Annotated in this window: 21 protein-coding genes and 2 pseudogenes; 13 read left to right on the top strand and 10 right to left on the bottom strand. The window is 69.1% G+C overall.

Features of this window, described 5'->3' with window-relative positions; genetic code table 11:
• The first annotated feature begins 146 nt into the window (after nucleotides 1–146).
• The 3 genes from HHL28_RS12860 to HHL28_RS12855 all read left to right on the top strand — a co-directional run bounded on the left by HHL28_RS12860 (nucleotide 147) and on the right by HHL28_RS12855 (nucleotide 4001).
• Entirely contained in the window at nucleotides 147–2417 is a 2271-nt protein-coding gene (locus HHL28_RS12860; RefSeq protein ID WP_075771702.1) for an NADP-dependent malic enzyme, read from the top strand.
• A gap of 112 nt (nucleotides 2418–2529) precedes the next feature.
• On the top strand, nucleotides 2530–2940 hold the full coding sequence (locus HHL28_RS18740) for a hypothetical protein (RefSeq protein WP_404325703.1): 411 nt from the start codon (nucleotides 2530–2532) through the stop codon (nucleotides 2938–2940).
• Between the two features lie 41 nt (nucleotides 2941–2981).
• The gene (locus HHL28_RS12855) at nucleotides 2982–4001 is read left to right on the top strand and encodes an ATP-binding protein (RefSeq protein ID WP_404326925.1); all 1020 of its coding nucleotides are present in this window, start codon (nucleotides 2982–2984) and stop codon (nucleotides 3999–4001) included.
• Nucleotides 4002–4108: 107 nt separating this feature from the next.
• Here the strand turns inward: HHL28_RS12855 and HHL28_RS12850 are convergent, their stop codons facing one another.
• Nucleotides 4109–4573, bottom strand: a complete 465-nt coding sequence (locus HHL28_RS12850) for a YybH family protein (protein ID WP_075771704.1) — start codon at nucleotides 4571–4573, stop codon at nucleotides 4109–4111.
• 317 nt (nucleotides 4574–4890) lie between these two features.
• On the opposite strand from HHL28_RS12850, the gene HHL28_RS12845 reads away from it, so the two are divergent.
• From HHL28_RS12845 to ubiB, 8 genes and pseudogenes are all read left to right on the top strand, one after another.
• Nucleotides 4891–5931: a substrate-binding domain-containing protein gene (locus HHL28_RS12845; protein WP_075771705.1), complete on the top strand. Its 1041-nt coding sequence runs from the start codon at nucleotides 4891–4893 to the stop codon at nucleotides 5929–5931.
• Between the two features lie 103 nt (nucleotides 5932–6034).
• Nucleotides 6035–7498: a phosphate ABC transporter permease subunit PstC gene (gene pstC, locus HHL28_RS12840; RefSeq protein WP_075771706.1), complete on the top strand. Its 1464-nt coding sequence runs from the start codon at nucleotides 6035–6037 to the stop codon at nucleotides 7496–7498.
• Nucleotides 7491–8807: a phosphate ABC transporter permease PstA gene (gene pstA / locus HHL28_RS12835; RefSeq protein WP_075771707.1), complete on the top strand. Its 1317-nt coding sequence runs from the start codon at nucleotides 7491–7493 to the stop codon at nucleotides 8805–8807. Before pstC ends, pstA begins: the two co-directional genes overlap by 8 nt.
• A 12-nt stretch (nucleotides 8808–8819) precedes the next feature.
• A complete protein-coding gene (pstB, locus tag HHL28_RS12830) occupies nucleotides 8820–9623 on the top strand; it encodes a phosphate ABC transporter ATP-binding protein PstB (protein ID WP_404325701.1) in 804 nt (267 codons plus the stop codon).
• Nucleotides 9624–9678: 55 nt separating this feature from the next.
• Nucleotides 9679–10416 carry a phosphate signaling complex protein PhoU gene (phoU, locus tag HHL28_RS12825; protein ID WP_075771708.1) on the top strand — a complete coding sequence of 246 codons (738 nt, stop codon included), beginning with the start codon at nucleotides 9679–9681 and terminating at the stop codon, nucleotides 10414–10416.
• 50 nt (nucleotides 10417–10466) lie between these two features.
• Nucleotides 10467–11170, top strand: a pseudogene (gene phoB / locus HHL28_RS12820) (phosphate regulon transcriptional regulator PhoB).
• Between the two features lie 775 nt (nucleotides 11171–11945).
• Nucleotides 11946–12719, top strand: coding sequence for a bifunctional demethylmenaquinone methyltransferase/2-methoxy-6-polyprenyl-1,4-benzoquinol methylase UbiE (gene ubiE / locus HHL28_RS12815; protein ID WP_075771710.1), 774 nt, complete (start codon nucleotides 11946–11948; stop codon nucleotides 12717–12719).
• Between the two features lie 10 nt (nucleotides 12720–12729).
• Nucleotides 12730–14276 (top strand): annotated as a pseudogene (gene ubiB / locus HHL28_RS12810) (2-polyprenylphenol 6-hydroxylase).
• Here the strand turns inward: ubiB and HHL28_RS12805 are convergent.
• From HHL28_RS12805 to HHL28_RS12795, 3 genes are all read right to left on the bottom strand, one after another.
• Nucleotides 14273–14419 (bottom strand): nucleotidyltransferase family protein, encoded by a 147-nt coding sequence (locus HHL28_RS12805; RefSeq protein WP_169655242.1) that lies wholly within the window; start codon nucleotides 14417–14419, stop codon nucleotides 14273–14275. The pseudogene ubiB and the gene HHL28_RS12805 sit on opposite strands and share 4 nt — an antisense overlap.
• 7 nt (nucleotides 14420–14426) lie before the next feature.
• The gene (locus tag HHL28_RS12800) at nucleotides 14427–14861 is read right to left on the bottom strand and encodes a hypothetical protein (RefSeq protein WP_075771712.1); all 435 of its coding nucleotides are present in this window, start codon (nucleotides 14859–14861) and stop codon (nucleotides 14427–14429) included.
• Between the two features lie 72 nt (nucleotides 14862–14933).
• Nucleotides 14934–15296, bottom strand: a complete 363-nt coding sequence (locus HHL28_RS12795; protein ID WP_075771713.1) for a VanZ family protein — start codon at nucleotides 15294–15296, stop codon at nucleotides 14934–14936.
• A 318-nt stretch (nucleotides 15297–15614) separates the two neighbouring features.
• Between HHL28_RS12795 and HHL28_RS12790 the strand changes: the two genes are divergently transcribed.
• The gene (locus tag HHL28_RS12790; RefSeq protein WP_075771714.1) at nucleotides 15615–15965 is read left to right on the top strand and encodes a hypothetical protein; all 351 of its coding nucleotides are present in this window, start codon (nucleotides 15615–15617) and stop codon (nucleotides 15963–15965) included.
• Nucleotides 15966–16092: 127 nt separating this feature from the next.
• Complete coding sequence (locus tag HHL28_RS12785) at nucleotides 16093–16557, top strand: MmcB family DNA repair protein (RefSeq protein ID WP_075771715.1); 465 nt, start codon at nucleotides 16093–16095, stop codon at nucleotides 16555–16557.
• 167 nt (nucleotides 16558–16724) lie between these two features.
• Here the strand turns inward: HHL28_RS12785 and HHL28_RS12780 are convergent, their stop codons facing one another.
• The 6 genes from HHL28_RS12780 to HHL28_RS12755 form a co-directional block, all read right to left on the bottom strand.
• Nucleotides 16725–17009 (bottom strand): hypothetical protein, encoded by a 285-nt coding sequence (locus HHL28_RS12780; protein WP_169655240.1) that lies wholly within the window; start codon nucleotides 17007–17009, stop codon nucleotides 16725–16727.
• Between the two features lie 53 nt (nucleotides 17010–17062).
• Nucleotides 17063–18049: a hypothetical protein gene (locus tag HHL28_RS12775; protein WP_169655238.1), complete on the bottom strand. Its 987-nt coding sequence runs from the start codon at nucleotides 18047–18049 to the stop codon at nucleotides 17063–17065.
• Nucleotides 18036–18635, bottom strand: coding sequence for a BON domain-containing protein (locus HHL28_RS12770; protein ID WP_083699197.1), 600 nt, complete (start codon nucleotides 18633–18635; stop codon nucleotides 18036–18038). The genes HHL28_RS12775 and HHL28_RS12770 overlap by 14 nt, the downstream gene beginning before the upstream one ends.
• 81 nt (nucleotides 18636–18716) lie before the next feature.
• The gene (locus tag HHL28_RS12765; protein WP_075771716.1) at nucleotides 18717–19532 is read right to left on the bottom strand and encodes an N-acetylmuramoyl-L-alanine amidase family protein; all 816 of its coding nucleotides are present in this window, start codon (nucleotides 19530–19532) and stop codon (nucleotides 18717–18719) included.
• 199 nt (nucleotides 19533–19731) lie between these two features.
• Entirely contained in the window at nucleotides 19732–20559 is an 828-nt protein-coding gene (locus HHL28_RS12760; RefSeq protein ID WP_075771717.1) for a response regulator, read from the bottom strand.
• 354 nt (nucleotides 20560–20913) lie between these two features.
• Nucleotides 20914–21681, bottom strand: coding sequence for a DUF1194 domain-containing protein (locus HHL28_RS12755; RefSeq protein ID WP_075771718.1), 768 nt, complete (start codon nucleotides 21679–21681; stop codon nucleotides 20914–20916).
• Nucleotides 21682–21718: the final 37 nt, after the last annotated feature.

Here is a 21718-nt window from a genome sequence, read left to right as displayed (position 1 = left end):
GGAAGCGCGCACCGCTTTCCCAACCAGCGGATGGGTGCTTAACGCCGCACGCCTCGGCAAGCCTAGCGGTGGCGGCCCCGCCTCGTTTACCATGCCGGCCCGCACAGCCCGGGGGCATGTCAGCGTAACAAGGGGAGTTGGGGGGAATGGCCGGTACCGACACGCGCGTCACCGACGAAGAGGCCCTGCTGCTGCACAGCAGCGGGCGGCCCGGCAAGCTGGAGGTGACGCCGACCAAGCCGATGGGCACCCAGCGCGACCTGTCCCTGGCCTACTCGCCCGGGGTGGCTGCCCCTTGCCTGCGCATCCACCAGGACCCCAGCACCGCCTATGACTACACCGCCAAGGGCAACATCGTGGCGGTTATCAGCAACGGCACCGCCGTGCTGGGCCTGGGCGATCTGGGCGCCCTGGCGTCGAAGCCGGTCATGGAGGGCAAGGCCGTCCTGTTCAAGCGCTTCGCCGACGTGGACGGGTTGGACCTGGAGGTGGACACCCGCGACGTGGACGAGTTCATCAACTGCGTCCGCTTCCTGGGCCCCAGCTTCGGCGGCATCAACCTGGAGGACATCAAGGCGCCCGACTGCTTCATCATCGAGCAGCGCCTGCGGGAGATCATGGACATCCCCGTCTTCCATGACGACCAGCACGGCACGGCCATCATCGCCGCCGCCGGCCTGTTCAACGCGCTGGAGCTGACGGGCCGCGACATCCAGCAGAGCAAGATGGTGATCAACGGCGCCGGGGCCGCCGCCATCGCCTGTGCCGAGCTGTTCAAGGCCATGGGCTTCCCGCCCGCCAACATCACCCTGTGCGACACCAAGGGCGTGGTCTGGAAGGGCCGGACCGAGGGCATGAACCAATGGAAGTCGGCCCACGCCGTCCACACGGACGCCCGCACCCTGGCCGACGCCATGAAGGGGGCGGACGTGTTCGTCGGCCTGTCGGTGAAGGGGGCGGTCACGCCGGACATGGTGCGCTCCATGGCCGCCAACCCCATCATCTTCGCCCTGGCCAACCCCGACCCGGAGGTGACGCCGGAGCAGGTGCGGGAGGTGCGCGGCGACGCCATCGTGGCCACGGGGCGCAGCGACTACCCGAACCAGGTGAACAACGTCCTCGGCTTCCCCTACATCTTCCGCGGCGCCCTGGACGTGCGGGCCAGCACCATCAACGACGCCATGAAGATCGCCGCGGCCAAGGCCCTGGCCGCCCTGGCGCGGGAGGACGTGCCGGATGAGGTGGACGCCGCCTATGCCGGCCGGCGCCTGCGGTACGGGCCGGAATACATCATCCCCGTGCCCTTCGACCCCCGCCTGATCGTCACCATCCCGGCGGCGGTGGCCCAGGCGGCCATGGACAGCGGCGTGGCCCGCAAGCCCATCGTGGACATGGACGCCTACCGCCGCAGCTTGCGGCTCCGCCTGGATCCCACCTCCGACTCGCTGCAACTGATCTTCGAGAAGGTGAAGGCCGCGCCCAAGCGGGTGGTCTTCGCCGAGGGCGAGGAGGAGCGGGCCATCCGCGCCGCCATCGCCTACCGCGCCGCCGGCTTCGGCACCCCCATCCTGGTGGCCCGGGAGGAGGTGGTGCGGGAGCGGATGGAGGCCATGGGCCTGGCCAACCTGGAGCCGCTGGAGGTCTGGAACGCCCGCCTGTCCCGCCACAACGAACGGTACGGGCAGTTCCTGTACCAGCGCCTGCAACGCCGCGGACACCTGTTCCGCGACTGCCAGCGCATGGTGAACCAGAACCGCAACGTCTTCGCCGCCTGCATGGTGGCCAGCGGAGACGCGGACGCCATGGTCACCGGCCTGACCCGCAGCTTCTCCGTCAGTTTCGAGGACATCGAGCGGGTGATCGACCCTACCCCCGGCCATCTGGTCTTCGGCCTGTCGGTGCTGGCGACCCGGGCGCGCACCGTGTTCATCGCCGACACCACGGTGCATGAGCGGCCCACCTCGGAGCAGCTGGTGGACATCGCCATCCAGGCGGCCCGCACCGCCCGGCAGATGGGGCACGAGCCGCGGGTGGCCTTCCTGTCCTTCAGCAACTTCGGCCAGCCAATGCGCGACCGCGCCGCCCATGTGCGCGACGCGGTGGCCCTGCTGGGCGCACGGAACCCCGACTTCGAGTTCGACGGGGAGATGTCCGCCGACGTGGCCCTGGACCATGAGCTGATGAAGCGGCTCTACCCGTTCTGCCGCCTGTCCGGGCCGGCCAACGTGCTGATCATGCCGGCGCTGCATGCCGCCAACATCGGTGCCAAGCTGCTGCAGAAGTTCGGCGGCGGCACCCTGGTGGGCCCCTTGCTGATCGGCACGGACAAGCCGGTGCAGGTGGTCCAGATGGGCGCCACGGCCAACGACCTGGTCACGGCGGCCGTGATGGCGGCCCACGACGCCATGGTGCGGTGAAGGGGGGCGGGTCCTTCGTCCGCGGCTGATGTTAAATTTAGGTGACGCGGGCCTTCCCGGGACGGGGCTATGCTATGCCCGGCGATAACGAACCGTCATAGCCCCGGCCCCCATGATGCCGCGCGACCTGTACCCCTTCCGCCTTTTCCTGATCGGCCTGCTGCTGGTCGGGCCGAGCGGGGGCGTGCTTTTGTCGCTGGCGTGGCATGGGCACATCCATGCCGGCAACGCCCTGGCCCTGTTCGCCCTGGTGGCGGCGGTGTCCGGCGTGCTGCTGCGGCTGATCCACCAGGACACCCGCGCTATGGTCGCCTATGCGGACCGCCTGGCGGAGGGGGGCCCGCCCGTGCCCATGCCGCTGGTCAATTCCGTCTCGGCCGAGACGGTGGTCTCCGCCATGGCCCGCACCCAGTCGCGCTGGCTGGAGCGGGGGAGGCCGGGCAGCGCCGGGTGGACGCGGCGGAGGCCGTGGTGGACGGGCTGCACGACCCGCTGCTGCTGGTGGGCGCCGACCGGCGGGTGATCCGCGCCAACAACGCCGCCCGGGCCCTGTTCGGCGACCGCATGGTGGGCCGGGACCTGGCCGTGTCCCTGCGGAACCCGGCCCTGCTGGAGGCGGTGGACGCCGTGCGCAACGGCGGTGCCTCCCGCAGCGTCGAGTTCATGCTGCCCGTGCCGGTGGAGCGCACCCTGGAGGCACGGGTGAAGCCCTTCTCCCGCACGGACCCCACGGGGGGAGAGCCCGCGCCGGACGAGCCGCGGCTGTTGCTGACCCTGCACGACATCACCCTGCTGAAGCGCTCGGAGCAGATGCGGGCGGACTTCGTGGCCAACGCCAGCCATGAGCTGCGCACCCCCCTGGCCGCCCTGATCGGCTTCATCGAGACCCTGCGCGGCCCGGCCCGGGACGACACGGAGGCGCGGGACCGCTTCCTGGGCATCATGCACGACCAGTCCAGCCGCATGTCCCGGCTGGTCAACGACCTGCTGTCCCTGTCGCGGATCGAGCTGGACGAGCATTCCCCGCCCACCGACCGGGTGGACGTGGCGGAGATCGTCCGCCGGGTGGCGGCCACGCTGGAGCTGCGCGCCGCCGGCCGCAAGGTGCGGCTGAAGGTGGAGGGGGCGGAGACCCTGCCCGCCGTGGTGGGGGACGAGGACCAGCTGACCCAGGTCTTCCAGAACCTGATCGACAACGCCATCAAGTACGGCAAGGAACAGACGGAGGTGACGGTCAGCCTGTCCGTCAGCGACCCGGCATCCTCCGCCGCCAGCCTGGGCTTGCCCGTGCTGCCGGGCCGGGGGCGCGGCGGGCGCAACATCTGCGTCAGCGTGCGCGACCGGGGCGACGGCATCCCCCGCACCCACCTGCCGCGCCTGACCGAGCGGTTCTACCGGGTGGACCCGGCCCGGTCCCGCGCCCTGGGGGGCACGGGCCTGGGCCTCGCCATCGTCAAGCACATCGTCAACCGCCACCGCGGCCGGCTGACCATCGACAGCGAGGTGGGCAAGGGCAGCACCTTCACCGTGCACCTGCCCGCGGCGGAGGAGCCGGCGGCGACGGCGAAGGCGGACGTGGCGTAGGTCGGATTAGGTGCGAAGCACCGTAATCCGACGGCAAACGGTCCCGCGATCCCACGCGCGTATTCACGCGATGTCGGATTACGGTGCCTTGCGGCACCTAATCCGACCTACTTTTTCTGGAAGGCCCTTGTCTCGGGGTTGGTCAGTTCCCCGTCGCCGATGAACTTCCAGGAGCCGTCCTTCTGCTTGCGCCAGATGGTGACATAGCGGGTGGGGCCCAGGTCGGTGACGGTGCCGCCCGGCTTCTTCGCGGAATAGCGGGCCTTGCCCCAGGTGTAGCCCAGGGTGCCGTCGTCGGAGATGGCCCCGCCCTCCGGCGCCCAGTCGATGTCGAAGCCCGGCGGGAACAGGGCGGCCACCTGCTCCGGCGTCATCTCGGGCGTGGCGGTGCTGAACATCACCACCTTGTCGGCGGCGAACATCTGGAAGGCCTTGGCCAGGCCCACCTCCTTGGCCTTCACGGCAAAGGCGCGGTCGGCGTCCATCACCGCCTTGGCCGGGTGGTCGGCGGCGGCGGAAGTGATGGCGGACAGGCAGAGCAGGGCTGCGGCCAGGGCAAGGCGGCGGGGCATGGTCGTCTCCGGCAGGGGTGTCCCCCCAGGAGAAGCGCGGCGCGGCCCTTGGCGCAACACACGATCCCGGCCTTGCAAGCGGTTTTTGGCCGAACCGGGCATAACGCCGGAAAGGGCCGGGTGGTGACAGGGATCGGGCAGAAAGGGGGTCGCTGTCATCAAACCGTCATCGACCTGTAGTATTTAAGTCGCGCAGCAAAGCTATGGTCCGCCCACCCGAGACGGGTCCCAGCCGGCCCCCCGGGGGACTGCCCACGCAGTCCCCATCCCCTGCGGACCTTCCCGTCGGACCAAGGCCAAATACCGGAGGCAAAGTCGTGACCACCAAGAAGCTTGCCCTCGCCGCTGTGCTGGGTGCCGTGTCCCTCGTGGCGATGAGCGGCGCCGCCGCGGCCCGCGACCAGATCCGCATCGTCGGTTCCTCCACGGTGTTCCCCTTCAGCTCCACGGTGGTGGAGCGGTTCGCCCAGGGCGGCAAGTTCAAGGCCCCGATCCTGGAGTCCACCGGTACCGGCGGCGGCTTCCGCCTGTTCTGCACCGGCATCGGCGCCGACACGCCGGACGCCACGGGCGCTTCCCGCGCCATGAAGGCCAGCGAGTTCGACACCTGCCAGAAGAACGGCGTCGAGGGCATCACCGAGCTGGTGATCGGCTTCGACGGCCTGACCATCTCCCAGAACAAGAACGGCCCGAAGATCGCGCTGACCAAGGCCCAGCTGTTCCAGGCCCTGGCCAAGGAGGTCGAGGCCAACGGCCAGGTCGTGGCGAACCCCTACAAGACCTGGGACCAGATCGACCCCTCCCTGCCGAAGGTCCAGATCGAGGTCCTCGGCCCGCCCCCGACCTCCGGCACCCGTGACGCCTGGGTCGAGCTGGTCATGGAGGCCGGCTGCAAGGAGTTCCCGGCGATCAAGGCGCTGGACAAGGCCCGCCATGACGCGGTCTGCAAGACCATGCGCGAGGACGGCGCCTTCATCGAGGCCGGCGAGAACGACAACGTGATCGTGCAGCGCCTCGAGGGCAACCCGAACGCCTTCGGCATCTTCGGCTACTCCTTCCTGGAGGAGAACGTCGACAAGCTGCGCGGCGTGCCCGTCGGCGGCGTCGAGCCGAAGTACGAGACCATCGCCTCCGGCCAGTACCCGGTGTCCCGCCCGCTGTTCGTCTACTTCAAGAACCAGCACATGGGCGTGATCCCCGGCCTGAAGGAGTTCCTGGCCGAGTACGCTTCCGAGCGGGCCATGGGCGACGACGGCTACCTGGCCGACAAGGGCCTGGTGCCGCTGCCGGACGACAAGCGCAAGGCCGCCGAACAGTCCGCGCTGAAGATGAGCCCGATGGCCAAGCCCGCCTCGTAAGTCCCCCGGAAACGGGATATAGCAGGGCGCGGCGGCACCTCCCCCCGGGGGTGCCGCCGAACCCTTGTACCGTTCCCCCCAGTCCCAACCGCGACGGCCCCCGATGCCCATCACCTATACCGTCGGCACGCTCCTGATCCTCACCGCACTGGGATACCTTCTCGGCCGGCGCAAGGCGGTGACGGTGGCGGGCGGCAACATCGCCTCGCTGCACTCGGTCCCCTCCTATTACGGGTCCTTCTCGGCCCTGTGGGTGCTGCTGCCGACGATCTCGCTGGTGCTCCTGTGGCTGGCCCTCAAGGGGCCGGTCATCAACTGGGCCGTCGTGGACGGCATGGCGCCCGAGGCCGTGCTGGGCTGGGCCAACGCGTCCATCCCGCCGGGCGAGCTGGAGGCCGTGCGGGCCCGCGTGGCGGAGGGGGCAGGGGCCCTCACCGACATCCAGCGGCAATTGCTGCTGATCAACATTACCAACCTGGCCGCCGGCCAGGCGCAGTACGTGAACCCGGCCGTGGTGGACATCCTGCGCCCCGCCGCCGCCCACATGCAGGACCTGCGGTCGCTGACCGACTGGGCCCTGTTCGGCATCTGCGTCAGCCTGGCCGCGGCGGCCCTGTTCATCACCCGCGGCAAGATCGGCCCGGCCTTCCGGGCGCGGAACAACGTCGAGCGGATCGTCACCTTCCTGCTGATCATCTGCTCGCTGATCGCCATCCTGACCACGGTCGGCATCGTCCTCTCCCTGGTGTTCGAGAGCCTGCGGTTCTTCACCAAGGTCCCCGTCACCGAGTTCCTGTTCGGCCTGCAATGGAGCCCGCAGACGGCCATCCGGGCGGACCAGGTGGGTTCGTCGGGGGCGTTCGGCGCGGTGCCGCTGTTCGCGGGCACGCTGCTGATCGCGACCATCGCCATGTGCGTCGCCGCGCCGGTGGGCCTGCTCTCCGCCATCTACCTGTCGGAGTACGCGTCCGGCGCCGTGCGCAACGTGATCAAGCCGGTGCTGGAGATCCTGGCCGGCATCCCCACCGTGGTGTTCGGCTTCTTCGCCATCCTGACGGTGGCGCCCTTCATCCGCGACATGGGCGCCGCCATCGGCCTGGACGTATCGTCACAGAGCGCGCTGGCGGCGGGTGTGGTCATGGGCATCATGATCGTGCCCTTCGTCTCGTCCCTGTCGGACGACGTGATCAACGCCGTGCCCCAGTCCCTGCGCGACGGGTCCTACGGGCTGGGCGCCACCCGGTCCGAGACCGTGAAGCAGGTCATCCTGCCGGCTGCCCTGCCGGGCATCGTCGGCGCCATGCTGCTGGCCGTCAGCCGCGCCATCGGCGAGACCATGATCGTGGTCATGGCCGCGGGCCTGCAGGCGAACCTCACCGCCAACCCCCTTGCCAGCGTCACCACCGTGACCGTGCAGATCAAGTCGATCCTGGTCGGCGACCAGGTCTTCGACAGCGCCAAGACGCTGTCGGTGTTCGCCCTGGGCCTCGTGCTCTTCGCGGTCACCTTGGTGCTGAACGTCGTCGCCCTCCGCATCGTCCAGCGGTACCGGGAAAAATATGACTGAGATCACCGCCCCCCTCTCGGACAGGTCCGTCTCGTTCCACACCAGCGACGCCGCGGAGAAGCGGCTGCGCGCCCGGTACGCGGCGGAGAAGCGGTTCAAGGCCTATGGCGTCATCGCCATCGCCTTTGCCGTGTCCATGCTGGCCATCCTGCTGTTCACGCTGTTCCGGACGGGCATCTCCGCCTTCTGGCAGACCGAGATGCAGCTTGAGGTGACGTTCGACGCGGCAGTGGTCGATCCCAAGGGGACCGGCAACCCGGCGGACTGGGACCGCGGCGCCTTCCAGGGCCTGGCCAACGAGGCCCTGTACAAGGCTTTCCCGGAGGTCACCGGCCGCACCGACCGGCGCGAGCTGCGCGGCCTGCTCAGCCCGGTGGCTGGCGCCTTCCTGGTGAACTACGCCCTGGAGAACCCGGCCGTCGTCGGCCAGACGGTGAAGGTCTGGCTGCCCACCTCCGACGGCATCAACCAGATCGCCAAGGGCAACATCGACCGCACGCTGCCCGAGTCCAACCGGCCGGTGAACGACACCCAGCTCGGCTACCTGGACCGGATGGAATCGCAGGGCGCCATCCGCACGGCGTTCAACAGCACCTTCTTCTCCGCGTCCGACAGCAACTACCCGGAGCTGGCCGGCATCCTGGGCGCCACGGTGGGCACGCTGCTGACCATGGTGGTGACCATCCTGCTGTCGCTGCCCATCAGCGTGGCCGCCGCCGTGTACCTCGAGGAGTTCGCCCCGAAGAACCGGCTGACCGAGCTGATCGAGGTGAACATCAACAACCTGGCGGCCGTGCCCTCCATCGTGTTCGGCCTGCTCGGCCTGGCCATGTTCCTGAACTTCTTCGGGATGCCCCGGTCCTCGCCGCTGGTGGGCGGCATGGTGCTGGCCCTGCTGGTGCTGCCGACCATCATCATCGCCAGCCGCGCGGCGCTGAAGGCGGTGCCCCCCTCCATCCGCGAGGCGGCGCTGGGCATGGGGGCGTCGAAGCTGCAGACGGTGATGCACCACGTGCTGCCCCTGGCCATGCCGGGCATCATGACCGGCACCATCATCGCCATGGCCCACGCGCTGGGCGAGACGGCGCCGCTGCTGATGATCGGCATGAACGCCTTCGTCACGGCCCCGCCCACGGGGTTCCTGGACAGCTCCTCCGCCCTGCCGGTGCAGGTCTACATCTGGGCGGACAAGCCGGAGCGCGGCTTCGTGGAGCTGACCTCCGCGGCCATCCTGGTCCTGCTCACCTTCCTGGTGGCGATGAACGCGACCGCCATCTACTTCCGCAAGAAATTCGAGCGTCGCTGGTAAACGGGGAACAGAATGGACACCCAGACCATGACCAAGCCGGCCGCCGAAAACGGCACCAAGTCGGCGAAGATGAGCGCCCGCGGCGTGAAGGTCTTCTACGGCGAGAAGCGCGCCCTGCACGGCATCGACGTGGACATCTACGAGAACGAGGTGCTCGCCCTGATCGGCCCCTCGGGCTGCGGCAAGTCCACCTTCCTGCGCACCCTGAACCGGATGAACGACACCATCGACATCTGCCGGGTCGAGGGCCTGATCACCCTGGACGGGGCGGACATCTATGACCCCAAGCTGGACGTGGTGCAGCTCCGCGCCCGCGTCGGCATGGTGTTCCAGAAGCCGAACCCGTTCCCCAAGTCCATCTACGAGAACATCATCTACGGGCCGAAGCTGCACGGCCTGGCCACCAAGAAGGACGAGTTCGACGCCATCGTCGAGCAGTCCCTGAAGCGCGCCGGCCTGTGGAACGAGGTGAAGGACCGCCTGATGGAGCCGGGCACCGGCCTGTCCGGCGGCCAGCAGCAGCGCCTGTGCATCGCCCGCGCCGTGGCGGTCAGCCCCGAGGTCATCCTGATGGACGAGCCGTGCTCCGCGCTCGACCCCATCGCGACGGCCCATATCGAGGAGCTGATCGACGAGCTGCGGGAGAACTTCACCATCGTGATCGTGACCCACAACATGCAGCAGGCGGCCCGCGTCTCCCAGCGCACCGCCTTCTTCCACCTGGGCGACTTGGTGGAGGTGGGGAACACCGAGGAAATCTTCACCAACCCGCGGGACGAGCGGACCCAGGGCTACATCACCGGCCGCTACGGCTGAGCCCCGACCGGTCCAACACATTTCCCGACAGGCATATTTGAGCGAGAGGGCGAGCATGGCCGCCGAGCATACCGTCAAGGCGTTCGAGCAGGAGCTGCGGCGCCTGTCCAACCTGATTTCCCAGATGGGCGGCGTCGCCGAGGCGCAGGTGGAGGCGGCGGTCCAGGCCGTGGCCCGCCGCGACGTGGACCTGGCCGGCCGCGTGCTGCAGGCGGACAGCCAACTGGACGAGTATGAGCGCCAGATCGAGCAGGAGGCCGTGCGCATGCTGGCCCTGCGCCAGCCCATGGGCGTGGACCTGCGCGAGGTGCTGGCGGCGCTGAAGATCAGCGCCGACCTGGAGCGCACGGGCGACTATGCCGCCAACTCCGCCAAGCGCTCCATCGCGCTGGCCCAGCTCCCGGCCGTGCGGCCCGCCTCCGCCATCCCCCGCATGGGCCGGCTGGTGCAGGAGATGCTGAAGGACGTGCTGGACGCCTATGTGGACCGGGACGTGGAGAAGGCGGTCGCCGCCTGGCACCGGGACGAGGAGCTGGACGACCTCTACACCAGCCTGTTCCGCGAGGTCCTGACCTACATGATGGAGGACCCGCGTAACATCACCCCCTGCACCCACCTGCTGTTCATCGCCAAGAACCTGGAGCGGGCCGGCGACCACGCCACCAACATCGCCGAGACGGTGCATTTCCTGGTGGTGGGCCAGCCCCTGACCGGCGCCCGGCCGAAGGGCGACAAGAGCAGCTTCGCCGTGGTGGCGCCGGAGCCCGCCGCCGACCTGCCGGCCGGCCCGTAAGCGCCGCCCCGACCGATCCCGCCCCGACTGACGCAGCCGACACGGACGCCATGAACTCTGCCCTGAAGCCGTTGATCCTGGTGGTGGACGACGAGGCCGACCTGGTCACCCTGCTGCGCTACAACCTGGAAAAGGAAGGCTTCCGGGTGCAGACCGCCGGCGACGGCGAGGAGGCCCTGGTCGCCGCGGACGAGCAGACGCCGCACCTGGTCCTGCTGGACTGGATGCTGCCGCTGATGAGCGGGCTGGAGGTGTGCCGCCAGCTCCGCCGCAACCCCAAGACCCGCGACGTGCCCGTCATCATGCTGACGGCAAGGGGGAGGAGGGGGACAAGGTCCGCGGCCTGAACAGCGGGGCCGACGACTACATCGCCAAGCCCTTCAGCCCGACCGAGCTGGTGGCCCGCATCCGCGCCGTGCTGCGCCGCGCCTCCCCAGCGCTGGCGGAGGAGCTGCTGCGCTTCAGCGACATCACCATGGACCTGGCCGCCCACCGGGTGCGCCGGGGCGGCCGGGACATCCATCTGGGCCCGACGGAGTTCCGCCTGCTGCGCCATTTCATGCAGCACCCGGGCCGGGTGTTCAGCCGGGAGCAGCTGCTGGACATCGTCTGGGGCCACGACGTCTATGTGGAGCCCCGCACGGTGGACGTGCACATCCGCCGCCTGCGCAAGGCCCTGAACGAGACCGAGGAACAGGACGTGATCCGCACCGTCCGCTCGGCGGGGTATGCGCTGGACGAGAACACGGTGTGAGGCCGCCCGTAGGGCGGCCGGCCAGGGAGTCGGTGACCAAGCGAGGAAGTGGGGCCATTGCTCGCAGGAAAAGTATTGGACGACACTTGAAGCACGAACGGGCATTGTTGGTCTCGTCTCAATGCGAGGTGCTTCATGTCGGGAAAGAGGGTGCAAATCTTTTTATCGCCATTGGAAGTGTCTACGTTTCTAACGGACCCATTTGACAGAAACGACGTCGCTATTTGGATAATGAAGGGCAACGAACCAAATGGAGATGCACGGCTAGAGTTAGTGAATCCCAGCGATGCTTACAATCAGAGCCATATTCAAATTTTCTTTTCCCCATTGAAAGGCAGCACTAATCATACAAGATCATTACTGAATTGTGTTCAATTCATTTTACCAAAACACAAAGAAGACACTCTTTACGCGGCCTCGTTCGCTGTGAGACTGTCAAATCAATTATCAGATTATGTGTTCGGCAAGTATATACATTCGAGGCTTGTAAAATACTGCAATTCAAGGTTCAGGAAAGGAGTTATTGGTGAGAATGTTATTTCTGGCGCGTCATCATTCTACAAGGATATTTTCATTAGCGACGTGGCATTTGATTTGTGGAGGCAGGGGGTAACGCTGATGCCAACACCAGGTTTTGTCAAAATGCGGCCGATCGACGATTGTCGATAGCCGTACCAACCGCTGGCATCGGGTTGGCCGCGGTCATCGTTGGACCTCGCCCCCTTTTGCCGCGCCCGCTTCCGCTCAGGGTGCCTTGCGGCTATGGTGCGGCCCCATGAGCGAGACGATCCCCCCCAAGCCCGCCGCCGGCGAGGAAGGCCGCTTCTTCGGCTTCCGCGAGGTGGACCCGACCGAGAAGACGCCGCTGGTCCGCGGGGTGTTCTCCAACGTCGCGGCCAAGTATGACCTGATGAACGACCTGATGTCGGCGGGCATCCACCGGCTCTGGAAGGACAGCTTCGTCGGGCTGGTGAGGCCCAGGGCGGGGGAGGCGCTGCTGGACGTGGCGGGGGGGACGGGCGACATCGCCTTCCGCCTGGCCCGCGCGGCAGCGGGGGCCAAGGTCACCGTCTGCGACCTGACGGAGGCCATGGTGCGGGTGGGCCGCGACCGCGGGGTGGACCAGGGGGTGCTGTCCGGCATCGACTGGACCGTGGGCAACGCGGAGGACCTGCCCTTCGCCAGCCGGTCCATGGACGCCTACACCATCGCCTTCGGCCTGCGGAACGTCACCCGGATCGACAAGGCGCTGAAGGAGGCGCGGCGGGTGCTGAAGCCGGGCGGGCGGTTCTTCTGCCTGGAGTTCAGCCATGTTTCCATCCCCGTGCTGAAGGAAGCCTACGACCGCTATTCCTTCAGCCTGCTGCCCCGCATCGGCCAGCTGGTGGCCGGCGACCGGGACAGCTACCAGTATCTGGTGGAGAGCATCCGCCGCTTCCCCGAGCAGCAGGCCCTGTGCGCCCGGATCGAGGCCGCCGGCTTCACCCAGGCCCGCGCCCGCAACCTGTCCGGCGGCATCGCGGCCATCCATTCCGGGTGGCGGGTGTAGGGGAACGCTTGTGATCCGCACCCTCCGCAACCTGGCCCGGCTGGTCACCATCGGGCGGACGCTGGCCCGGCATGGGGCCCTGCTGGCCGACCCGATCCGGGACAGCTCCCCCGCCACGGCCTGGCTGGTGGACAAGCTGAACCGGCGGAATGCCCCCGGGCGGCCGGGGGAGCGGCTGGCCCGGGCGCTGCAAGAGCTGGGGCCCAGCTTCATCAAGCTGGGGCAGGTGCTGTCCATCCGCGCCGACCTGGTGGGCGACGCCGTGGCGGCGGACCTGGCCCAGTTGCGCGACCGGCTGCCGCCCTTCGACGGGCACCAGGCCCGCTGCATCATCGAGGCGGAGCTGGGGAGCCCCTGTCGGCCCTGTTTAGCCGGTTCGACGACCAGGCGGTGGCCGCCGCCAGCATCGCCCAGGTGCATTTCGCGGAGACGCCGGATGGCCGCGCCGTGGCGGTGAAGGTGTTGCGGCCGGGGATCGAGCGGGCATTCCAGCGGGACATCGACCTGATGCGCTGGCTGGCCCGGCTGTTCCTGGCTTTCCAGCCCCGGCTGAAGCGGCTGAAGCCCACGGAGGTGGTGGAAACCTTCGCCGATACGGTGGCGCTGGAGATGGACCTTCGCATGGAGGCCGCCGCCGCCGCCGAGCTGGGGGGTAACTTCGACGGGGATGAGAGCTTCGGCGTGCCGCCCATCGACTGGCAGCGCACGTCGAAGCGGGTCCTGACCCTGGCGCGGGTGGACGGGTTCCCGGTGGACCGGGTGGAGGAGATCCGGGCGGCCGGCATCGACCCGGACCTGGTGCTGCGCCACGCGGCCAACGCCTTCTTCAACCAGGTCTTCCGCGACGGCTTCTTCCATGCCGACCTGCACCCGGGCAACCTGTTCGTGGACCGGCAGGGCAACCTGGTTGCCGTGGATTTCGGCATCGTCGGCCGGATTGACCGGCAGACGCGCCTGTACCTGGCGGACATGCTGATCGGGTTCCTGAACCGGGACTACGACCTGGTGGCGAAGGTGCATTTCGACGCCGGCTTCGTGCCCGCCAGCCAGGACCAGGAACTGTTCAAGCAGGCCTGCCGCGCCATCGGGGAACCGCTGCATGGCAAGCCCCTGGCCGACATCTCTGTCGGCCGACTTCTGGCCCAGCTCTTCGCCGTGACCGAGCAGTTCCAGATGGAGACGCAGCCGCAGCTGCTGCTGTTGCAGAAGAGCATGCTGACGGCGGAGGGGGTGGGCCGCAGCCTGAACCCGTCCCTCAACATGTGGGAACTGTCCCGCCCCCTGATCGAGCGCTGGATGGTGGAGAACCGCGGCCCCGAGGCCCGGGTGGCAGAGGCGGCCGGGGCGCTCGCCGGCATCATCGGCCGCATCCCCACCCTGGTCCGCGACCTGGAGCGGGCCGCAGGGCAAGTCGCGACCACGGGCCTGCGCCTGGACCCGGAGACGGTGCGGCTCATGGCCGAGGCGCAGAGGGGCAGGGGAGCCGCGGTCACCCGGCCGCTGTGGGTCATCGCCGGGCTACTGGGCGCGATCCTGGGGGTTTTGCTGCTGGGCTAGGCCACGCCGGTCCGCGCGGTCCGCAGTTCCGCTTCCAGGGATGGAAGCCGGTCCGCCGTGACGACAAGGTCGATATCGCCGCCCCGGGCCCAGTCGTCGGCCCGGGACCCGAACAGGCGCATCTCGTCCGGGGTCAGGCGCAAGGCCGTTTCAGCCCCTGGCCGCCAGCGCCGTTTCCGCCCGGTCCAGCAGGCCCCGCAGGGTCTGGCTGGCGGCGGCGATCTCATTCAGCAATGTGGCCTCGGCCGCGGGCTCCGTGGGGAAGCCTTCACACAGGCGGGACCGCAGGGCGGACAAATGGGCCAGCACGTCGGGGGAGGGGACCAGGCCCGCGGCCGCGGCGGCGGCCGGCAGGTCATCCCGGGTACCGCCCAGGGCGGCCGGCAGGATGTGGTGGGACAACAGGCTGTGCAGGGTCAGGAAGCGGTGGAACAGGGCGTCCGCCTCCGTCCTGAACTTTTCCGGCATGTAGGCCAGCTCCGTGCCGGTGACCGGCAGCAGCTTGCGCAGCTCGTCGCTGGAATGGCCCAGGCGGCGGGCCAGGGTCCGGGCGGTGTCCAGCGCCCGGTCGGGGATGGCGTCCATGGTCGGTCCCTCCCGTTGTGCCTGGGCACAGCCTAGCGCAGACCGCCGCCTGCGCCTACCCGCCTTCGACCATCATGCCGCCGCGGGCAGGCGACGGCGGGCATGGGCGCGCAACGCCTGGAAGGCCGCAACCGACAGGACGATGCCCACCGCGTCGGCGACCCAGTCCTCCAGGCTGCCGACGCGGCCCTTGACCTGGCCCTGCGCCACCTCCAGCAGGGCGCCGACCACGGCGATGCCGGCCATGGACAGGAAGGGGGCCAGCTTGTGCCGCAGGGCGATGGTGCCCAGCACGGCCAGGAAACCGAAGGCCCCGGCGTGAAGGATCTTGTCGATGCCATAGGCGCTGGGCGGCGCCAGGCGGGGCTGCAACCCCGCCCAGAGCAGGGCGATGGCAAGGATGGCCAGCAGCACGCCGGCAAGGCGTCGGTCCATGTCAGTCGGGTTCACGAGTCGGGACAGCAAAGGGAGGCTCCGGGATCGGGGAGGATGGCCGCCCGGGGCAGGGCGACGAAGGTTCTCCGAACATGGTGACGGCGCCGTGACCTGTCAGTGACGCGGCAGTGACCTTGGCGGGACCGTTGGGGCTTGCCCGTCCGGGATATGCCATCCCCCTGTGGCGCGAAGGGGACACTCATTGCTGACCTGCGGAGATTACATGGTTGTCGCCGCTGAAATGACACCAGGAAGCGCATTATTAGACGGACGTCGGTGGCTTGTTGCCCCCGGCGAACCGCAACCCAGGGACCTTGCATGTTCCCCGTAGTGGCGACCGGAGCCCTCAATCCGGAATCCGGCCTGACGGCAGCCGTTTCAGCCGTCCCCGGCATCGCCTTCACCGGCCTGCCGTCTGATGTGAAGACCTTCACCGACCTCCCGCCCCTGCCCACCCCGCTGCCCCATGGCGCGGAGGTGCTGGCCCGGCAGATCCTGGACGCGGTATCCCGCGGCCGGACCCTGGGCCACCGCGGGCAGAGCATCACCCTGACCCGTCCAACCGCCGTGGCCGAGGCCGTCTATGGCCTGCTGCGCCGCGCCGGGCTGGAGCCCGCCCTGCGGCCCGCCAGCATCGGCGGCTGCTCGGTCCTCAGCCTGCGGCCCTGACGTTTCCCGCCCCCGCCTGACCGGCGGGGGCGGTTCGTTTTCCGGTAGGGAATGGCCCCGTGACAGGCGTGGGCCGGGCTCTCCGCGCGCCTTGAACCCGGCGGCGGATATGTTCATGATATGTACCATGAGCATCGCCGAGTCGCCCCTGCTGCCCCGCCCGCCGTCAGACACCGCCGCCACCATCACCCGCGGCGTGCGCCGCGCCCTGGCCGACCGGGGCGTCCGCACGCTGGTGGAGTTTTCCCTGGCCAACAACCGCCGGGCCGACATCTTCGGCATCGACGAGGGCGGGGACATCGTCATTGTGGAGGTGAAGAGCAGCGTCGCCGACTTCCGGTCCGACCACAAATGGCAGGACTACCTGGACTATTGCGACAGCTTCTACTTCGCCGTGGGCCCCGACTTCCCACAGGAACTGATCCCGGAGGAGTGCGGGCTGATGGTGGCCGACGCATTCGGGGCGGAGGTGCTGCGGGAAAGCCCCGTCGCGAAGCTGGTGGCGGCCCGCCGCAAGGCGGTGACCCTCCGCGCCGTCCTCTGCGCCGCCGGGCGCCTGCACCGGGTGGAGGACCCGGGGTTCGGGATGTGAGGCCTGCTGTTCGAGGAGTGGGGCATTAAACATTCACGAACACGCACAATACACTCACAACACGCACGAAAGAAACAGCCTGCGGCAGCAGTAGTTTTGTGAATGTTCGTGTGTGTGGTGGTGCATGTCCGTGCGTGTTCTTGGCACCCCAGGAGCGAAAACCGCACCTACTCCAACATCGGCAGCCCGGTCTCGATTTCCACCAGGGCGGCCAGGAAGGGGACGGCCACGTCGCGGCGGGTGGTGGTGGCGCTGGTCTTCTCGGCTTCGGACAGGGCGGCGACGAAGGGGGCGCGCCAGCGCTGGTCCTTGTACAGCAGCTTGTCGGCCCGGGCCCGTTGCACCAGCACCACGGGGTTGCGCGCCTTGGCCAGCAGGGCGTTCAGGCGGGCGGACAGGGTCTCGGCCTGCTGGCGGTCGCCGGCCTTCAGCGCGCCGGCCAGCAGTTCCACATAGGTCTCGGCCTTCAGCTCCTGGTCCTGGAGCTGGTCGGCATAGGTAAGGGTCAGGGTCTTCTCCCCCGGGCGCCCAGGCGGCCCAGCACCTGGGGCACGGTCCAGGGGCTTTCCTCCTGCACGGTACGCAGCAGGCCGAGGGCCAGGTTGGGGTCGCCAAGGTCGCCGGCGGCCACCGCCAGCTCCGGCGGGCAGCAATTGCCGCGCTTGTCCTTGAACCGGCTGAACTGCTCCTCCACCGTGTTCAGGAACAGGGTGCGGGCGCGGGCCTCGTTGCCCACATGCAGAAGGGCCTGGGCCACCAGCCCCAGTTCCCAGGCGCAGGACTGGGCCCGGGCATACTCCGCCGCCTCCTCCGCCAGCTCGGCGGCGCGGCCGGTGCTGCCCTGCCAGACCAGGGCCTCCGCGATGTCGGCCAGGTTGTAGACGCGGGTGGAGCAGTCGTTGATGCCGCGGGTGACCTGGAGCGCCAGCTCCGCCTCGCCGGTCAGCGCCAGGGCCCGCCCCACGAACAGGTCCTGGCTCGCCTCCTGCTTACCGGCCCCCCGGCGAAGGGCCTGCAGGAAAGGGGCGATGATCGGACGGACCCGCCCCTTGTCGCCCAGATGGTATTGCGCCACCGCCAGGGACAGCCAGTCCCAGCGGGGGGCGGCGATGGGATACTCGATGGGGGCGATCAGCCCCTCCACCCGGTGCAGCAGGCAGGCGTTGGCGGTGGCATCGTTGCAGGCGAGGCCCCGGATGCGGGCCTTGAAGTCACCATAGTCGAAGTCGCCCACGAACTGGTTGGTGATGAGCTGGACCGCCAGGTTGCTCTCGGGCAGGCGGGTGATGATGTCGGTCAGCAGCCTGTCCGCCTCCAGCAGCAGCTTGGCCTGCTCCTGGGCGTCATAGGTGCTGTCGGCCCGCTGCAGCACCTGCATGGCCTGGACGAACTGGCGGTTCGCCTGGGCCGACTGGTCCTGGGCCGCGGCGGGTGCCGACCAGCCCCAGACCAGCAGCACCAGCAACAGGATGCCGGCCCTACATCCGGACATGGTTCACCACCCGCCGGACCCGGCCGATCTCCCGCGCGTAGCCCTGGACACGCTCAAGCTCCTGGGGCGACCGCGCCCGGCCCAACAGGTAGACGGTCTGGTTCACCACCTCGATGGTGTAGTTCTTGGAGGAAATCTCCGAGTCGAACAGCAGCTTGGACCGGAGCTGGGTGGCGATCCACAGGTCCGTGGCCGTGTCCGACAGGCCGGAGCTGTCGCCCACCTGGACCTCGTTGATCACCTCCTGCACGCCCTCCACCTGCCAGGCGAGGCGGACAGCCTCCACCCGCTGGTCCGGGTCCCTGGCGTTGCCGGTCAGCAGCGCCCGACCGCCGGTGACGGTGACGTCCAGCCGGTCGTCGATGCCGCCGGCCTCCTTCCAGCGGCGCTCGATCTCCGCCCGGACGCCGGAATCGGAGACCTTGTAGGCCTGCTGCGCCGCGGCGCGGTCAGCCGCGCCCCGGTCGGCGGACTGACAGCCCGACAGCCCCGCCAGGGCGAGCAGCGCCAGCGCGGCGCCCGCCTTCCATTTGCCCTGCGCCCCGCGGCGCCGGCCCTGATGCGCCCGTGGGCGCCCGCTCCCCATCACCCTGCCTCCCGCCCGCTGCCCCGCCTGCGCGGTGGCCGCCGGTCCCTGTGGACCCTTGCCCCCGACCCACCCCCGCCCTCAGGCGAAGGGGGCCGCGTTCACCACCGCCGCCAGTTCCCGGGCCAGCACCGCGGCGATGCGCCGCCGTGCCGCCGGGTCACGCAGCAACTTCTCGTCTTCCCGGTTGGACAGGAAGCCCGTCTCCACCAACACCGACGGCGTCTCCGGCGACTTCAGCACGGCGAAGTTCGCGGAACGCTTCGGGTTTTCCAGCAACCGCAGGTCCTTCTCCACCCCCGCCACCAGGCTGTGCTTGGCCAGCAGGGAGGCGCGGTGGACATGCTGGGCCGCCAGGTCGCCTAGGATGGCGGCGACGGCATTGTTCACGTGGCTCATGTCCGCGCCGTCGGCCAGGTTCTCGGTCTTGGCGAGCGCGGCGGCGAACTCGTCGGAGGCGTTCTCCGACAGGGTATAGGCGGACAGGCCGCGCGCGTTGGCGTTGGGCGCGCTGTCGGCGTGGATGGAGATGAACAGGTCGGCCCGCGCGTCGCGCGCCGCCTGGACCCGCTGCGGCAGGGACAGGAACACGTCCGTCTCCCGCGTCAGGGCCGCCTTGGTGCCGCGGCCGCGGTCCAGCAGCCGCGCCAGTTCCTTGGCGATGTCCAGGGTGACGTCCTTCTCATGGGTGCCGCGGGCGCCGATGGCGCCGGGGTCCTTGCCGCCATGGCCCGGGTCCAGCATCACCAGCCGCGGCGGGCGGGGCTTGGACTTGGGCGCGCGGGCCTCCGCCAGCTCCTGCGCCAGGGCCGCGTCGGGCAGGCCGCCCAGCAAGGTGAACGAGACGCCCGCCACCGGCACGCCCAGCGCGACACGCAGCAACGCCCGACGATCCATCGGCTTACGATCCAACGGCCTGCGATCCATGGAGCCAACCACCACCCGGGCCCTGCCACCAAGGGGCCCTCTCCCGGGGGGTATGTTTGGACCGGCCATTTTGGTTCCGCAACAGGAACCTGTGGGGCATTTAGCGGTTGCGTCACACTGTTGCCACAGGCCTACAGTGCAAGGGCCGCATGGCCCCCGGTGGCGCCCCTCAGTGGCCGGGGTGGCCGCCCTGTCCCGCCAGGGCGGCGAGGGCGGGGGAATTGGGTTCCCGCGTCGGGGCGAAGACCGCCTGGGTGATGGCCCGCTCGATCTGCTCCCGGGTGAAAGGCTTGCGGATGACGGGGCCCAGATGCTCCAGCCCGCGGCGGGTCAGCTCGTCCCCAAAGGCGGTGACGAAGATGATGGGCAGCTCGCTGCTCTGCCGCAGCATCTGCGCCGTGGTGATGCCGCTGTCGCCGTGGGCGAGGCGCAGGTCCATGAGCGCCAGGGTGGGGCGGTTGCGCTTGGCCGTGGTCAGGGCGGCGTCCATGGTGGCCGCCGTGCCGCAGACATGGTGGCCCATGTTGCGTACCGTCTCCGCCAAGTCGAAGGCGATGACGGCGTCGTCCTCCACGATCATGATGTTGGCGATCAGCGCCTCGCGCAGCGCCTCCTGGGCCTTGACCATGCGGCCATGGGCCTCCTCCAGGGGCAGGCCCATGATGCCCGCGGCTTCGGCGAAGCCCAGCTCCTCCAGGCTGACCAGAAGGAACAGGCGGCGCTCCACCTCCGGCAGGGCGGCCAGCGCCTTCTCCATGGGATGGCCGTCCTGGGGCACGGGCTTGGGCGAGCCGGAGGCGTCATGCAAGCGGTTCAGCAGGGCATAGAGCGGCGAGCGGTCGCGGCCACCCAGGCCATGGCCCTCGGGGTCGTCCAGCGCCTCCTGGACGGCCTGGCCGACCAGCTCGTCACCCTTTTCCCCCGTGCCCGTCAGGGCACGGGCGTAGCGGCGCAGAAACGGCAGGTGCTTCAGTAGCTGTTGGGCGTAGGCGTCCATCGATCTTCCTTCCACGGCTGCACCCATGGCGAAGGGTGCGGCTGGCCGCGTGTCCGTCACTGGCCCTAATTGTCGGGAGTTTCGCGGGGAACGCCATCCCACTTGCGCGGTCGCCCGGTCGGCATGCCCATGCCCCCTCCGGTTCGTCAGGGAGTAGCGCCTAAGCCGCGCGGGCGGGTGTTGGGTAAGCCCACCTCATCCCTGGGGAGAGGGGATTTCGGCGGGAACGCCACTGCCTCCGGGCCTGTTTTCGCGGGCACTGGTGCGTTGCCTCCCTGAACCGCCAGAAACTTGGACGCGAGCCGCCGCGGACGGGCCCAGGGCCCCTCGGGCGGCTCGTTTTTTGTCCGGGGGTCAACGCAGGGGGTTAGCCGATGCCCCTTCCAGGGCGGCATGCCGCGTGCCGTCCCCGGCGGCGGGGGCATGGGCGATCTCCTTCACCAGCTTGGTCATGATCGCCTCCCCGAAGGTGGAGAAGTCCTCCGCCACCAGCAGGAAGGCGCCGGGGCCGCCGATGACGTGCTGCTGGTAATAATTGTCCAGGTCCAGGGGCGGCAGCCCGCCCCAGGGGTTCGGCCGGCTGTTCAGGATGGGCAGGCCATTGATGGTGATGCCCCGGGCGATGGCGTCGTCGCGTGCCTCCTCTGGCGGGCGGCCGCGGTTGCTGTAGCCGTCGCCGGAAATGTCGATGACCTTGCGCAGGCCCTGGTAGCCGTTGTTGTCGAACTTTGCGGCGCCATAGTCGATGGCCGTGCCGATGCTGGTCCAGAAGGCGGTGCTGACGGGGGCCTCCGCCAGCTTGGTGGCGAAGGCGCGGGCGCTGGCCTCCCCATCCAGGACCGACCAGTCAACCACCGTCACCTGGTAGGTGTCGTCGGCCCATTCCACATAGGTCACGGCGATCCGGCCATGGGGACCGGACTGGATGGCGTCCACCACCGACCGGCTGGACAGGGCATTGGCATAGCCGCGGCGCTGCAGTTCCGCCTCCTGCGCGTCCACGCTGCCCGACACGTCCACCAGCAGCACCAGCTCCAGGTCCACCAGTTCCTGCGCGCCGGAAGGTCCGGCCCAAAGGGCCAGGGCGGTGAGGCAGGCCGGGAGGAGGCGGGTCTTACGCATACGGATGACACCCCATCTGGCGGGACGCGTCACCCCA

The organism is Aerophototrophica crusticola, assembly GCF_012913305.1.
GTDB classification, from domain to species: Bacteria; Pseudomonadota; Alphaproteobacteria; order Azospirillales; family Azospirillaceae; genus Niveispirillum; species Niveispirillum crusticola.
The sequence above is the reverse complement of the archived record's forward strand: the minus strand, read 5'-3'. Positions and strand labels throughout refer to the sequence as shown.